Source organism: Sporosarcina pasteurii (assembly GCF_041295575.1).
Classification (GTDB): Bacteria; Bacillota; Bacilli; order Bacillales_A; family Planococcaceae; genus Sporosarcina; species Sporosarcina pasteurii.
Map to the genome: position 1 here is coordinate 2,039,033 of NZ_CP160452.1, position 14,868 is coordinate 2,053,900.

Annotated in this window: 12 protein-coding genes; all 12 read right to left on the bottom strand. The window is 39.9% G+C overall.

Features of this window, described 5'->3' with window-relative positions:
- Positions 1-141: 141 nt before the first annotated feature.
- Positions 142-2,484, bottom strand: a complete 2,343-nt coding sequence (locus tag AB1H92_RS09595; protein WP_115360507.1) for a DNA translocase FtsK — start codon at positions 2,482-2,484, stop codon at positions 142-144.
- Between the two features lie 582 nt (positions 2,485-3,066).
- Positions 3,067-4,734 (bottom strand): ribonuclease J, encoded by a 1,668-nt coding sequence (locus AB1H92_RS09600; protein WP_115360506.1) that lies wholly within the window; start codon positions 4,732-4,734, stop codon positions 3,067-3,069.
- Between the two features lie 268 nt (positions 4,735-5,002).
- Complete coding sequence (gene dapA / locus AB1H92_RS09605) at positions 5,003-5,890, bottom strand: 4-hydroxy-tetrahydrodipicolinate synthase (RefSeq protein WP_115360505.1); 888 nt, start codon at positions 5,888-5,890, stop codon at positions 5,003-5,005.
- Between the two features lie 19 nt (positions 5,891-5,909).
- A complete protein-coding gene (locus AB1H92_RS09610) occupies positions 5,910-6,950 on the bottom strand; it encodes an aspartate-semialdehyde dehydrogenase (RefSeq protein ID WP_115360504.1) in 1,041 nt (346 codons plus the stop codon).
- A gap of 79 nt (positions 6,951-7,029) precedes the next feature.
- Positions 7,030-7,620, bottom strand: coding sequence for a dipicolinate synthase subunit B (locus tag AB1H92_RS09615; RefSeq protein WP_115360503.1), 591 nt, complete (start codon positions 7,618-7,620; stop codon positions 7,030-7,032).
- 12 nt (positions 7,621-7,632) lie between these two features.
- The gene (locus AB1H92_RS09620) at positions 7,633-8,403 is read right to left on the bottom strand and encodes an NAD(P)-dependent oxidoreductase (protein ID WP_115360502.1); all 771 of its coding nucleotides are present in this window, start codon (positions 8,401-8,403) and stop codon (positions 7,633-7,635) included.
- Positions 8,396-8,668 carry a YlmC/YmxH family sporulation protein gene (locus tag AB1H92_RS09625; protein ID WP_311157221.1) on the bottom strand — a complete coding sequence of 91 codons (273 nt, stop codon included), beginning with the start codon at positions 8,666-8,668 and terminating at the stop codon, positions 8,396-8,398. The genes AB1H92_RS09620 and AB1H92_RS09625 overlap by 8 nt, the downstream gene beginning before the upstream one ends.
- Before the next feature lie 71 nt (positions 8,669-8,739).
- Positions 8,740-9,969 (bottom strand): pitrilysin family protein, encoded by a 1,230-nt coding sequence (locus AB1H92_RS09630; RefSeq protein WP_115360500.1) that lies wholly within the window; start codon positions 9,967-9,969, stop codon positions 8,740-8,742.
- A 146-nt stretch (positions 9,970-10,115) separates the two neighbouring features.
- Positions 10,116-12,236, bottom strand: coding sequence for a polyribonucleotide nucleotidyltransferase (gene pnp / locus AB1H92_RS09635; protein ID WP_115360499.1), 2,121 nt, complete (start codon positions 12,234-12,236; stop codon positions 10,116-10,118).
- 308 nt (positions 12,237-12,544) lie between these two features.
- On the bottom strand, positions 12,545-12,814 hold the full coding sequence (rpsO, locus tag AB1H92_RS09640; protein WP_115360498.1) for a 30S ribosomal protein S15: 270 nt from the start codon (positions 12,812-12,814) through the stop codon (positions 12,545-12,547).
- A 134-nt stretch (positions 12,815-12,948) separates the two neighbouring features.
- Positions 12,949-13,890 carry a bifunctional riboflavin kinase/FAD synthetase gene (locus AB1H92_RS09645; protein ID WP_115360497.1) on the bottom strand — a complete coding sequence of 314 codons (942 nt, stop codon included), beginning with the start codon at positions 13,888-13,890 and terminating at the stop codon, positions 12,949-12,951.
- A gap of 57 nt (positions 13,891-13,947) precedes the next feature.
- A complete protein-coding gene (gene truB, locus AB1H92_RS09650) occupies positions 13,948-14,853 on the bottom strand; it encodes a tRNA pseudouridine(55) synthase TruB (protein ID WP_115360496.1) in 906 nt (301 codons plus the stop codon).
- Between the last annotated feature and the right edge of the window lie 15 nt (positions 14,854-14,868).

Genomic DNA, 14,868 nt, shown 5'->3' on the forward strand with positions numbered 1-14,868 from the left:
AATGGCCAGTTAAACTTAAGTCTTTAAACCTTGACTAAAGACCCACAACCCACTCGTACTTTGGTCATCCGCGGCATTTATAAAACTTGCCTATATCCCCCACTATTTGGTGAGGGATATAGCTGAAAGTGATAACGTCGATTAATCACTCTCTCCTTTATCGACAAGTACTTGACGCGGCCTACTTCCATCCGGCGGCCCCACAATCCCCCGCATCTCCATTTGATCGACGATTCGAGCTGCGCGTGAATAACCTATTCTAAAACGGCGCTGCAACATCGATACAGATGCTGTTTGCATATTGGTGACCAATTGGACGGCCTCATCATAAAGCTCGTCTGTCTCTTCGTGAGGCGGAACTTCAACGATTTCTGTCGGTATCATTTCTTCTTGATATTGAGCCTTTTGTTGCTCGATTACAAAGTCGACTATCGCCTCCACTTCACTATCAGAAACGAAAGCACCTTGAATTCTAACCGGCTTTGAACCACCTGCTGGTAAAAAGAGCATATCTCCTCTTCCTAACAACTTATCGGCACCACCAGTATCTAAGATGGTTCTAGAGTCAATCGCCGACGACACTGCAAACGCGATTCTTGACGGGATATTGGCTTTAATGACACCAGTAATGACATCCACACTCGGTCTTTGTGTTGCGATAATTAAGTGAATCCCTGCAGCACGTGCCATTTGAGCAAGTCGTGTAATCGAATCTTCAACATCACTAGAAGCGACCATCATTAAATCCGCTAGTTCATCAACAATTACAACGATATATGGCATATGTGGATGTTTTTCATCATTTTCTTCATTCCACACATCAATATGTGCATTATACCCTTCAATATTTCTTGTTCCGGTATGGGAAAACAATTCATAACGCCGTTCCATTTCCGAAACAACCTTCTGCAATGCTTGTGCTGCTTTTCTAGGATCTGTAACAACGGGTGCTAATAGATGCGGAACTCCATTGTAGACATTCAATTCAACCATTTTAGGATCAATCATCATCATTTTCACTTCATGCGGTTTTGTACGCATTAAAATACTAATAATAATGCCATTAATACACACACTCTTTCCGCTTCCCGTAGATCCTGCAATCAGCATATGTGGCATTTTATTTAATTCCGTTAGGATCGCTTGTCCAGTAACGTCTCTTCCTAGTGAAATCATAAGTTTAGCGTCTGGTGAATTATTCTCTTTAGACTCAATCACTTCTCGTAAACTAACAACCGCGACGTTCGTGTTTGGAACTTCAATCCCGATTGCAGACTTACCAGGGATAGGCGCTTCAATGCGGAGGTCACTTGCCGCAAGTGCTAATGCTAAATCATCTGTCAAACTTACAATTCTACTAACTTTTACACCTGTATCTGGCAAGATTTCATATTTAGTGACAGCAGGGCCTAGATGGACTTGCGTCACACGTGCTTTCACACCAAAACTTAGAAACGTCTCTTCTAATTTTTTTGCATTCGCTTGAATGGAATTATATTCACCAGATTGGTCATTATATGGCGTTTCTTTAAGCAATGATGGCGGCGGTAAAATATACGATTCATTTTCCTCTTCTCCTGTCACGCCGCTATAAGTTTCAATTTCCTCTGGCGCTAGCGGTTCTTCCTCTGCATTTGACTGTTCTACTGGTTCTGGAGTAGGTTCAGGCATTTCTTCTTTCTTTTCGATTCGTTCGTTAAAAGCTGAAATAATTGGTTGTGTAGGAGATTCTTCAGCAATTTCCACCGCCATCTCTGGAACTTGTGCAGGCTCTTTCTCTTTAGCCTGTTTTTTCTTTTTAGATCTCGATTGTCTTGTAGAAGCTGGTTCCTTCTGTTGCTCATTCTTTTCCCGTTTAAACACTTCACTAATCATTTGTTTGGTTGAACCGTAAACTTTAGGGGCGGTTTCTGCAAGATAAGGAATGAATGCTTTTCCTGACAACAAAACTAGACCAATTAAAAGTAACAATACGCCTGCAACTTTTGCACCTGTAGAATCAAATAATGAATAAAACAATGCATAAATAAAAGCGCCTACCATTCCTCCACCAAGCGATCCGCTCCGTGTAGCAATTCCGTCATTTGTGACAAGTACATGCCACGTCTGTTTGATGGATGAGTTTGTCAACAATACTCGATTTTCAGACATTGTATCGAATAAGGAAATATGGCTAAATAATAGCAGACTCCCAAGTACGAACAAACTCCCGAAGAGTATTCGATTTTTCCAGCCTCCCACTTTGCGCTTAACCATAAAAATAAGTGCTTGAATAATTAGTAATAACGGGATAGCTACATGCCAATTACCGAATAAAAACCTTGAACCTGAAGAAAGTGCTCTTCCAGCTGGTCCTAGTTCAAAAATAATAATGACAGCTAACCCTATCATAACTAAACCAATAATTTCATATAGCAAAGGATTTAAACCTGTCTGTTTCTTCTTTCTTGGTTTTGCTTTTCTTCGCCTTTTATTTCTTGACATGTTCCTCCTCCTTTCGCATCTTTATTTCTTTAAGATTGGGTATATCACTATATAGTTGATTTTCGTTCCGGGCGGACGCTTTTCCAGCTTCAGGCGCTAGCCTCTCGGGACACTTCAGACTTTCCAAAAAGGCAAAAGCGCCTTTTGTGGGAAGTCTTCCAGTGCCTGTCGAGGCTAAGCGAACGCCTTCAGCTTTCAGTATTTCCTTAGGGCTGGCGGTGAGCCAATCGCAAAACGCAGATTGCGATTTGCCGTATTTTTGCGGTTTTCTCAGAAATTACGGCATCCTGTTGGATATTCCTGGCTCATAACGCTTCGCTTTTGCTCGTAAAAGCCGTTCTTCGTCACGGCTTAGGGCAAAGATGTGCTCTCAAACGCTTCGCTTTTTGGTCGCAAAAGCCGTTCTTCGTCACGGCTTTCGCTAATCCCACCGGAGTCGCCGCCCTCCACTACAATCAACGGAGATACCCTCATTTAAAATAAGCAATTATAAATTCACTCAACATTAGTTCACTAAACAAAAAGGATTTCCCGCCGGTTAGACGGCAAGGAAACCCTTCGGCATAAGTTGTTCTCAGTCAGTTAGTATTCCATAATAATTGGAATGATCATCGGTCTTCTTTTCGTCTGTTGGTACAAGTAAGAACTTAACGTATCACGAATCTCTGTCTTTATCCCTGTCCACTCAAACGATTTTTTAGTCACATGTTTATCAACTATTTTTCGTACAAGTTTCCTCGCTTCTTCTAACAACTCTTCTGATTCACGCACATAGACAAATCCTCGAGACACAATCTCAGGACCTGCCGCAATTCGCTTCTGTTTACGATTCAGCGTGATGACAACAGTGAAAATTCCATCTTGCGACAATAGTTTTCGATCTCGTAATACAATATTCCCTACATCTCCAACACCGATGCCGTCTATTAGAACATTCCCGGCTTGAACGCGGCCACTCATCCGCATTTTATTGTTTTTATATTCTACAATATCGCCTTTATCTGCGATGAAAATACTTGTCTTTTGAATCCCTGTTTGCTGCGCGAGTTTTGAATGCGCGATCAACATACGGTACTCCCCTTGAATCGGGATGAAATATTTAGGCTGCATTAAATTTAACATTAACTTAAGATCTTCCTGGCTTCCATGGCCAGAGACATGTACTTTTCTATTTGACGTCAAAACTCTTGCGCCTTTTTTAGAAAGTTGATTCATCGTTTCATACATCGAGACTTCCATTCCTGGAGAGGGTGTAAATGTAATCAGTACTGTATCCGTGTCGTTAATCTTAATATCTTTATGATGGTTACGGACAATTTTCTCCAGTGCATCTAATGGTTCACCTTTATTGCCAGTAACGATAATGACAACTTCATCGTTTTCATACTTATCTATCTCTTGTACCGGAATCACAACATCATCTTCTATCGTTAAATACCCTAGTTTCATGCCAACTTCGAAGTAGCTTTCAAGACTTTTTCCTACAACCGCGACTTTCTTTCCTGATTCAAACGCTTTATCGAATACTTGTTGAATTCGAATAAAATTCGATGCATAGAGCGCAACAAGAATACGTCCCTTCGCTTCATGAAACGTCTTGGACAGATGTGTTTCAATGACTGATTCTGAAGTTGTGTAGCCAGGACGCTCAGCTTCTGATGAATCAGACATTAAAATAAAGACACCTTTCTCGCCTAGACTTGCCATTTTACCGATATCAGGACGATATTTGCCTTTTGCTGATTGGTCAAATTTAAACTCTCCTGTATGAACAATCGCACCTTCACTCGTATTGAATACAATTCCGAGAGAATCTGGAATGCTATGTGTTGTATTGAAAAAAGTTACATGCGTACGGTTAAAATTCATACGACTTCTGTTCGTCACTTCAAAAAATCGTATTGGATGCGGTGCAGGTTTTTCTTTCAAGTGCTCTTTTGCTAACGCCAACGTTAATTTCGAACCATAAACAGGAGCTTGTACAACTTGTAATAAATAAGCAAGTGAACCAATCGCATCCTCATGTCCATGTGTTAAAAATATTCCTTTTACACGTTCTTTATTCTCTTCAACGTATGTAAGGTCAGGTATGACAATGTCGATTCCTAGCATCTCACTTTCTGGAAACATAAGCCCCGAATCGACGATAAACATTTCATCGTCAATTTCTACGACATACATCGCTTTTCCAACTTCCCCTACCCCTCCGAGGGGAATGATTCTAATACATTCATTTTTTATTTTCGTCAATTTTTTTCCTCCTAATTCTACTTCCCGGCCAGTTCAGCTATTTTTCATTATACGTGACGAATCGTTTTGGTACAAATATAAAAGTTGAAGAATGTGGTCATTTTATTTTATGTATTTTTAGAATAAAGCGAGATTATTCACTACAAGCATAAGTTGACCTCTCGACGTGGCGAACTTTGCCACATAGACAGTTTGCTTATGACTCGAGCGGTTGCCACCCGAAGCTAGACAACAAAAAAAGCCGGTCTCATTTTTAACCGGCTTTTCCTTAAATAAAAATCCGTTTCGAACTTTGTAAGTTCTTAATGGCTTGATTCACGCATTCTTTATCTTTTAATCCTACTAACGGCAGTCTCACTTCACCTACATCTACACCAAACACTTTAAGTGCATGTTTAATTGGCACTGGATTCGGCGCTGTAAATAACGCTGTAAATAATGGCAAGAGGGTGCGGTGCATTGTTGCCGCCGCAGTCGTACGTCCTTCCAAATAAGCAGTCATCATTTTTTGCATTTCATTCCCCACAACATGAGAAGCTACTGACACAACCCCATCTCCACCGATGGCAAGTAAGGGCAAGGCCAATGCGTCATCACCACTGTAGACTTTAAAGTCATCTTCGGTACCACTAATAATTGCAGCCATTTGCTCAAGATCCCCACTTGCTTCCTTGATCGCATGAATGTTTTTTATTTTTGATAACGCAATGGTCGTTTCAGGCAGCATATTAATGACTGAACGCCCAGGTATATTATATAAGAGGATTGGCAACTCGGTCTCCTTGGCAATGGCCGAGAAATGTGCAAACAGACCTTTTTGGTCCGGTTTATTATAGTAAGGGGTCACAAGCATAATGCCATCCACCCCGCACTGTTCAGCGAGCTTAGTCGCTTCCATAGAGCCAGCCGTCGAATTGCTACCTGTACCCGCAATAATCGGAATTCTACCATTCACTTTTTTCACAGCAAACGTTAGAAGTTCCTCCACTTCTTTTCGCGTTAAAGTTGGAGATTCACCAGTCGTTCCACAAACAACGATTGAGTCTGAGCCATTCGCAATTAGATGTTCAATTAACTGATCAGTTTTCTCAAAATCAATGTCTCCTGTTTGTGAAAAAGGAGTGACCATCGCCGTTGATATTCGTCCGAGTTCCATTTACCCCTTCCTTTTCAAGTCATATCGATGTTTTTATCGAAACAAGGCTTTCTGCAATTTGAACAGAGTTTAGTGCTGCCCCTTTTAATAAATTATCCGACACTACCCATAAATGGAAACCAGTAGACTTATCAGGATCTTTTCGAATTCGTCCTACAAATACATCGTCTTTTCCTTCCGCAAATAAAGGCATCGGATAAGTTTGCGTATCCACATCGTCTTGCAAAACAACACCTGGTGCATGACTAAGAACTTCTCGTATCTCTTCAACAGACACATTCTCTTTCTCTACTTCGATATATAGAGATTCTGAATGTCCAGTTACGACAGGGAGACGGACGCACGTTGCTGAAACTTGTAACTCTGGCATACTAAATATCTTTTTCGTCTCGTTCATCATTTTCAGTTCTTCAAGTGTATATCCCGAAGCATCGAATGCATCTATTTGTGGAATTGCATTAAATGCGATTGGATAATGTTTTTTCCCTGCAGCAGAAGGTAATATTTCACCTTCAATTTCTGCACGACTCTCAAGTTGGTCAGCTTGCGCTTGTAGCTCATCAATCGCTTCTGAACCCGCTCCAGAAACAGCTTGATACGTTGACACGACAATTCGTTTCAAACCGTACTTTGCTCGAATTGGCTCCAATGCTGCGACCATTTGAATCGTAGAACAGTTTGGATTGGCGATTATTCCGTTATGTTGACGAAGTGCTTCTAAATTCACTTCTGGAACAACAAGCGGAATATCCTCAACCATACGAAAAGCGCTTGTATTATCAATTACAACTGCGCCGCGTTTTACCGCTTCCTCTGCAAACATTTCAGAAATTTTACCGCCTGCACTAAAAAATGCAATATCTACTCCATCAAATGCTTCTGGAACAGTTTCTTCAACAACAAATTGCTTTTCGCCTACTTCGACTTTATTTCCCGCCGATCTTTTTGAAGCAAGCAATTTGATTGAACTTGAAGGAAAATTTCTTTCAAGTAATTTTTCTAATATTTTTGTCCCAACAGCTCCTGTTGCACCGACAATCGCTACATTCACTTTACCCATTACAAATCTCCCTTTCAGCATCTATGCAGTAGTATTGGAAAGATTATATCATAACAATGGCTTGAATGTGTAAGAACCTTCAATTTTCTTCATGAATTATTAATAATGGCTGAAGTTGCTCTTTTCTAATTGCTGCTTCTGCTGCTGGTACCATACGTGTAAAATCAGAGATAAGGGAGTTTGGTTTTTTGAATGGATCATCTTGACCAAAAGGAATAAAGAAGACATTTTTCATATTTAGGAGCTTCATAAGATTAGGGCCATTTAAACCAAGGGCGTCATTCGTGGAAATTCCTAATAAGACAGGACTACCATTTCGTAATGTAGCTTTTGCTGCCATTAACACTGGTGAATCTGTCGCAGCATTCGCAAATTTACTGAGTGAGTTTCCAGTAATTGGGGCAATGATCATGCAGTCTACTGGCGTACTCGGTCCAAAAGGTTCAGCACCTACAATGGTCGAGATGACCTTTTCGCCAGTTGCCTTTTCAATCCTTTCGATCCATTCCTCTCCAGTTCCAAATCTAGTCGCAGCAGTAAGAACTGAGTGTGTAATGACCGGAACTACCGTCCCACCTGCATCTTTTAAAGAATCTATCATGGGAATTACTTCTTCGTACGTACAATGTGAGGCGGTTATTCCGAGGCCAATCCGCTTTCCTTGTAACATTTATTTCCCCTTTCATCTACGGTTTATCCGATTGAGCGCATCTTTTAAAGCACTCGCTGCATCAAACGGAAAATGCTTCCCTGGCAGACCAGGGAGTAATCTATAGTATTCAACATTTTTCGTTTCAACTAGGCAGCCCGGTGCTGATGCAAGATCAAAGATGAAAAGGGGGTGTTGATTTCCAATTTCTAACCATTTAGCTGGTATCGTATTCACTAAATAATTCCCTTCCATTGGTAACTCTTCCGCAATCGAAGCGATTTGATAGCCAAGCAGTTTTGCTTCCGCAAGTTGTGCCTCTGAACGGGCGACAACAATAACTTGCCCACCGATACCACGAATCAGTTCAGCTACCATTTTTCCAACTCTCCCGAAACCTGCAACAAGAAACGTACTGTTTCCTATTGTTTGGTTCGTTTCCCTATAAAATTCTTTCATAAAGGCTTCTGCCGTAATCTGTGCATTTTCCCATATATATAGTTCTTCCTTCAAATAGGAGTGGATGGATAAACCAGCGTCTTCAAAGGGCTTCAACCATTCCGGTGAAGTTACTCCTGTATACAATGTCGGTTTGTTCTTTAGTAATTCTACTGGAATCGTCCCTGTCATTTGTAAAATCGGAAAGACGATATGATTCGGTTGAAAGTGGATGATTTCGTTTGTTAATTTCTCGGAATAATGATTCGCTTGAACAATTCGGCAATCGTACCCATCTTCACTCATTAGATTTTTACACACATTGAGTCGATCATCTGTACCAATAAACAACCATTTATTACTCATCTAAAAAAACCTCATCCATCCGACCTGTTTTACCGAAAAGAATTCGATGTTCCCCAATTAAAACAATTTCTTCCCAAGGTATGAACTCCTCAGAAGAATCATTTTTCAACCCAAACAGCCCTGTTCTTTTTTTAATTTCTAATCCAATAATCTCACCAGTTTCTCCATTAAAAATTAAGTCCGTATCAGCGAGAAGTCCGTAACGTACGCCATCTTTCACTTGTATTAATTCTTTTTGTGCAAGTTCCGATAGTAACAACTTCATTCTCCTCTCTTCTTCTTTTTATCAATATATGACTAGAATCCGAAAAGATTGTTAACGAAGTGTAATTTGTTCTAATGTGCTGGTGGTTTAATGATGGAGATAGCAGGCTCCTCACGAAATAGATAGGCAATCATTTTTTCTACATTTAACTTTTTGATCCCATTTATTTTAGCCACAACCTCTTCAACATTTCTATGAGATTGTAACAAAAGTTCTTGGTGGCCATTACGCGACATCCGAGATTCAGTACTTTCTAGTCCTAACAAAAACCCAGTTATTACATACTGTTTTGCATTTTCCAGTTCTTCATCACGAATGCCTTTTGATAATAAATTTTGAATAACTGATTGAATCGTGTTACGTAATGCCCCCAAATTCTCCGGTGAAGTTCCCCCATATATAATAAATGAGCCCGTTTCTTCGTAAGACGAATAATAAGAATAAATAGAGTAAGCAAGCCCTTGCTCCTCGCGAACTTCTTGAAATAACTTAGAGGACATCCCACCACCAATAATGCAATCTACAATCGCTAATTCATATTTCCGTTCATCTTGAATGGATAACGATGGAAAACCTAAACAAAGATGAGCTTGCTCGATATCTTTTTCTTTAACTGACAGACCTGCATGAAATTTTGGCGATGTCTTCATAAGCGCTCTTTGATTTGTATCTACACTTTTAAAGACGCCAAATAACCTGTCAACAGAATGGATGAGTGTTTCATCATAATTTCCTGCGATTGAAATCACGATATGCTCTGGCTTATACAGTCGATCCATAAAGTTTTGAATCGCCCACTTGGTAAAACTTAGAACGGACTGCTTTGTTCCTAAAACTGGCTTACCGATTGGGTGATTGGGATACATCGCTTTCCATAATTGGTCGTGCACTTCATCATCCGGAGTATCTTCACACATCGCAATTTCTTCTAGGATCACTAATTTCTCTTTCGCGATCTCTTCTTCATCAAACCTCGAATGTAAAAGCATGTCTTCTAAAATATTCAGCGCCTGGTCCGCATGTTCTTTTAAAACCGTCGTGTGAAAGCAAGTCGCTTCTTTAGAAGTAAACGCATTTAACTCGCCACCAATCCGGTCAAACTCTTCAGCAATCGTTTTGGCAGTTCTACGTGTCGTTCCTTTAAACAGCATATGTTCTATAAAATGAGCGAGCCCCGCCTCTTCTTCGAACTCGTCTTTGGAACCCGCTTGAATCCAAATTCCTAGCGCGACCGAACGAACATGCGGCATATATTCATGAATAATTCGCACCCCATTTGCGCATACGTGTTTTTGAATCATATAAACTCCCCCTTTCAACTATCTTTGCAGCAAAAAGATCGTTATGTTGTTGGAATATCAACAGCATCCTCTTCTTAATACCCTTTACCTATATTTATGCGATAAAAAAAGGCCTTACGATTAGGCCTTAAAAGTTGCGATAAATATTATTTACCTTCTTTTTCTGCTGCTTTTTTCTCTTCAATCAATACTTCTTTTCTGGATAGGTTGACGCGTCCTTGATTATCGATTTCGATCACCTTTACGAGAAGTTCGTCACCCATTTTCAAGACATCTTCAACTGCTTTTGTTCGCTCTTCCGCAATATGAGAAATATGAAGAAGTCCATCTTTTCCAGGGAATATTTCTAGAAAAGCGCCAAACTTTTCGATACGTTTTACTTTACCTAAATAATATTCGCCTACTTTTGCTTCGCGAACGATATTTTCTATCATTTCTTTTGCTTTTTGATTCATTTCGCTATTTGAAGAAGAAATGTAAATCGTACCGTCTTGTTCTGTGTCGATTTTCACATCTGTTTCTTCAATAATCTTATTAATTACTTTACCGCCAGGTCCGATAACATCGCGGATTTTATCAGGATTGATTTGGATTTTCACAATTTTCGGCGCGAATTCTGATAGTTCTTCACGTGGACTGTTAATAACCGAATTCATATGTTCAAGAATATGCAAACGTCCAATTTTTGCTTGTGTTAAAGACTCTTCAAGAATTTCGCGTGAAAGGCCTTCGATTTTAATATCCATTTGAAGTGCAGTAATTCCTTTTTCTGTTCCTGCTACTTTAAAGTCCATATCACCGAGTGCATCTTCCATCCCTTGAATATCTGAAAGAATTGAATAATTTTCGTCTCTCTTAACAAGTCCCATCGCAATACCTGCAACTGGTGCTTTCAACGGAACCCCTGCATCCATCATTGCCATTGTAGATGAACAAATAGATGCTTGAGAAGAAGAACCATTAGACTCAAGAACTTCTGCTACGAGGCGCATTGTATATGGAAATTCAGCTTCATCTGGTAATACAGCTTCAAGCGCTCGTTCTCCCAATGCACCGTGTCCAATTTCTCGACGACCTGGTCCACGAATTGGGCCTGTTTCCCCTACGCTAAAGTTCGGGAAATTATAATGATGCATAAAACGTTTAGACTCTTCAAGACCTAAACCATCAATGATTTGAACTTCCCCAAGTGCTCCTAATGTACATACACTTAATGTTTGCGTTTGACCGCGTGTAAACAGAGCTGAACCATGCGTTCTTGGCAACATGCCAACATGAGATTCAAGTGGACGAATTTCTTCAGGTGCACGGCCATCTGGGCGTACTTTTTCATCAGAAATCAGTCGACGAACCTCTTCTTTCACGAGTTCAGATAACACTGCTTTCACTTGCTTCATTGTTTCTTCTTCTGCGTCTGCTGCCTCATACTTCTCGACAACTTCAGCTTTTACCGCTTCAATCGCATCTTCACGCTCATGCTTTTCTTTTGTTTGGATCGCGTCTGTTAAACGAGTTCCATATGCGGATTCAATTTCGCTTTTCAACGCTTCATCTATTTCAAAGAGCGGAATTTCCATTTTATCTTTGCCAACTTCAGCAGCAATCATCTCTTGGAACTCAACTAAACGAATAATTTCATTATGCCCAAACATAATTGCCTCTAGAATTACATCTTCCGTCACTTCAGATGCGCCAGCTTCAACCATGTTAATTGCATCTTTCGTTCCAGCAACAATGAGATCGAGATCGCTTTGCTCTTGCTGTTCTAACGTAGGATTTACAATAAACTCTCCATCAATACGGCCAATTTGAACACCTGCGATAGGGCCTTCAAAAGGAATATCTGACACACATAATGCTAAAGATGAACCAATCATCGCAGCCATCTCAGGTGAACTGTCATTATCTACAGACAGGACTAACGAGATAACTTGTACATCATTACGAAAACCTTCTGCAAATAAAGGACGAATTGGTCGGTCAATCAGTCTACTCGTTAATACTGCCTTTTCTGATGGACGGCCTTCTCGTTTAATAAAACCACCTGGAATTTTCCCAGCAGCATATAGACGCTCTTCATAATTCACCGTTAACGGGAAGAAATCAAGGCCTCTAGACTCCTTTGAAGCTGTCGCCGTTGAGAGTACTGTGGAATCTCCGTAACGGATTAGGACAGCGCCATTTGCTTGTTTTGCATATTGGCCAGTTTCAACGACCAATTGTCTACCAGCCCATTCGAGCGTGTAAACTTTCTTTTGTTCTGTCATGAGTGAACCCCTTTCCATTTATCAACAAACTAGATATCATACGTTGTATGTATTAATTGTAGTGTACCAAATAAGGCGGGATGATGCTAAATATTTGTAGCTGAAAACGATAACAATCCAAGCATTTATACCCAGACCATATAATTAAGTTCGCATAATTCTTTGCTGCCTACTTATATTATCTCAAATTCAGCTTTTTACTCTTCTGTTCCATAACATTTATCATCTAATCGCTTTATGTTATAATTATCCATTTCTCTCCAGAAAAATAAAAAGCGGGCAACGCCCGCTTTTAAGTAGTCATCTTATTATCGGCGTAGACCGAGTTTAGCGATAAGATTACGGTAACGCTCAACTTCATTGTTACGTAAGTACTTTAGAAGTTTACGGCGTGTTCCAACCATTTTCATAAGTCCACGACGTGAATGGTGGTCTTTCTTATGAGTAGATAAATGGCGGTTCAAGTTGTTAATCTCTTCAGTAAGGATAGCGATCTGAATATCTGCAGATCCAGTATCGTTTTCATGAGTTTTGAATTCTTGAATCAACTCATTTTTACGCTCTTGTGTAATAGCCATCCTTTTCACCTCCTATACAATATATCCCCAATTTCCTCGCATACGTTGGTGATGCGTTATGCCAAGAAACGGTTCGTACTTTACTCAGTACTAATTTATCATAACATGTCTATTTTTCATTGTAAAGGAAACAGTTAACGTTCCAATAACAATTCCTTAGCACGCTCTTTATCTTTACTTATCTGTTCAATGAGGGCATTAAATGAGTCGAATTTCTTCTCTGGGCGTATGAAATAAATCCACTCAACCGCAACAGTTTTCCCGTATATATCTTCATCAAAATCCAATATATGCACTTCCACGGTTGCTTGTTGCTGTCCTTTTTCGAATGTCGGCTTTACGCCAACATTACAAACACCGTCATACTTTTTTCCATCAATTATGATTTGAACAGCATAGACACCATTTAGGGGAAGAATTGAGTCTTCAGGCGGTAAAATATTAGCCGTTGGAAACCCCAGTTTCCGACCATTCTTATCTCCGTCTACTACCGTACCAATTGTTCGAAAGTTTCTTCCAAGTAAAATGGCGGCTTCTTCTACTTTTCCTTCTGACAATAAAATTCTAATACGTGTGGACGAAACCTTGTCTTCTTGATCGATCACCTTACCAACAATCGTCGTCCCATACATATCATTAGATAAACGCTCCATATCATTCATCGTTCCAGCACCTTTTGCACCAAAGGAATAATCAAAACCGGCCGTTACATGTTTGACACCTAACTTCTTAATAAACACATCAACGAACTGCTCTGGAGAAAGAGAAGCTAAAGCTTTATCAAATTTCACCACAAATACTACGTCTACGCCGAGGGATTGAAGCACTGTTACCTTCTCTTCAAATGGCGTAATATACCCTACCTTATTCTTACCATCACCGAGCACATGGGATGGGTGTGGATTAAATGTCATCACTGCTGATTGAATCTCAAGTTCTTTTGCTTTATCGATTGCTTTTTGAATAACAGTTTGATGTCCCTTATGTAATCCATCGAAAAAACCGATGGCAAGTGAATATTGACCTTCTTGATCTATTGAAACGCGATTAGGGTAATTCAGTTCATAAATTTCCACTTTTCCCCCTCCTTACCTTACTGTTCCTGTGTTTTCTTTTAAGCACGTTACGTTTTCTTATAACGGAAACATTTTTTCAGGTTTCATTAAGTATTCTTTTGTCGGATGTTGGATATAAACAGCCAATGCTTTGTGATTTTTTGTGAAAACAATTTTAGACTCTGTTTGTAATTTCGAATGTATCGGCAACACTTGCCCATTCACTATTTTACCATACATTTCATTGTCAACTTCAATAAAATGAAATTCACTTAAAGCTTCTTCAATTGGACGAATCTGTTCATCTATGCGACTTTCTTCTTTGGCATGCGCAACTTCATCAAGCGTAAAGCAATCTTCACGTCTGAAATTACCCGAAGCTGTTCGGATAAGTGAAGCCATATGTGCAGGATATCCTAATAACTCTCCGATTTGAACAGCAAGCGTACGGATGTACGTTCCTTTTCCACACTTAATTCGAATAGTAAATGTGATTTCAGGGCCTTCGAACTCTGTTTCTTTACTCAGCAATTCTAATTGTTCAATGAGTACTTTTCTTTCTGGTCTCTCAACTACAATTCCCTTGCGCGCATACTCATACAATCTTTTACCTTTCACTTTTACCGCAGAGTACATCGGAGGAATTTGCGTGATTTCACCCGTTAGTTTGTGTAAGGCCTCTTCAATTTCTTGACGATTAATTTCTTTTATAGACGTGTCTTGTTCTACTATTGCCCCATCAGCATCTTCAGTTTCTGTCGATGTACCAATTGAGATCACTGCGACATATTCTTTTCCGCTATCCGTAATATATTCAGCAATTCTTGTTGCTTGGCCGATGCAAATTGGCAGAACACCTTCCACGTTTGGATCAAGCGTTCCTGTGTGACCGACTTTTTTGGTGCCGAGTATTTTTCGCAATTTAAAAACGCAATCATGCGATGTCATCCCTTTTTCTTTCCACAGTGGCAGTATTCCTTTCATGCAATTCCCTCAATT

Excerpts from the sequence above, each read along its gene's own strand:
- AB1H92_RS09595 (WP_115360507.1), bottom strand. The coding sequence starts at position 2,484 with ATGTCAAGAAATAAAAGGCGAAGAAAAGCAAAACCAAGAAAGAAGAAA.
- dapA (WP_115360505.1), bottom strand. The coding sequence starts at position 5,890 with ATGGAACTCGGACGAATATCAACGGCGATGGTCACTCCTTTTTCACAA.
- AB1H92_RS09610 (WP_115360504.1), bottom strand. The coding sequence starts at position 6,950 with ATGGGTAAAGTGAATGTAGCGATTGTCGGTGCAACAGGAGCTGTTGGG.
- AB1H92_RS09615 (WP_115360503.1), bottom strand. The coding sequence starts at position 7,620 with ATGTTACAAGGAAAGCGGATTGGCCTCGGAATAACCGCCTCACATTGT.
- AB1H92_RS09620 (WP_115360502.1), bottom strand. The coding sequence starts at position 8,403 with ATGAGTAATAAATGGTTGTTTATTGGTACAGATGATCGACTCAATGTG.
- AB1H92_RS09625 (WP_311157221.1), bottom strand. The coding sequence starts at position 8,668 with ATGAAGTTGTTACTATCGGAACTTGCACAAAAAGAATTAATACAAGTG.
- AB1H92_RS09630 (WP_115360500.1), bottom strand. The coding sequence starts at position 9,969 with ATGATTCAAAAACACGTATGCGCAAATGGGGTGCGAATTATTCATGAA.
- pnp (WP_115360499.1), bottom strand. The coding sequence starts at position 12,236 with ATGACAGAACAAAAGAAAGTTTACACGCTCGAATGGGCTGGTAGACAA.
- rpsO (WP_115360498.1), bottom strand. The coding sequence starts at position 12,814 with ATGGCTATTACACAAGAGCGTAAAAATGAGTTGATTCAAGAATTCAAA.
- truB (WP_115360496.1), bottom strand. The coding sequence starts at position 14,853 with ATGAAAGGAATACTGCCACTGTGGAAAGAAAAAGGGATGACATCGCAT.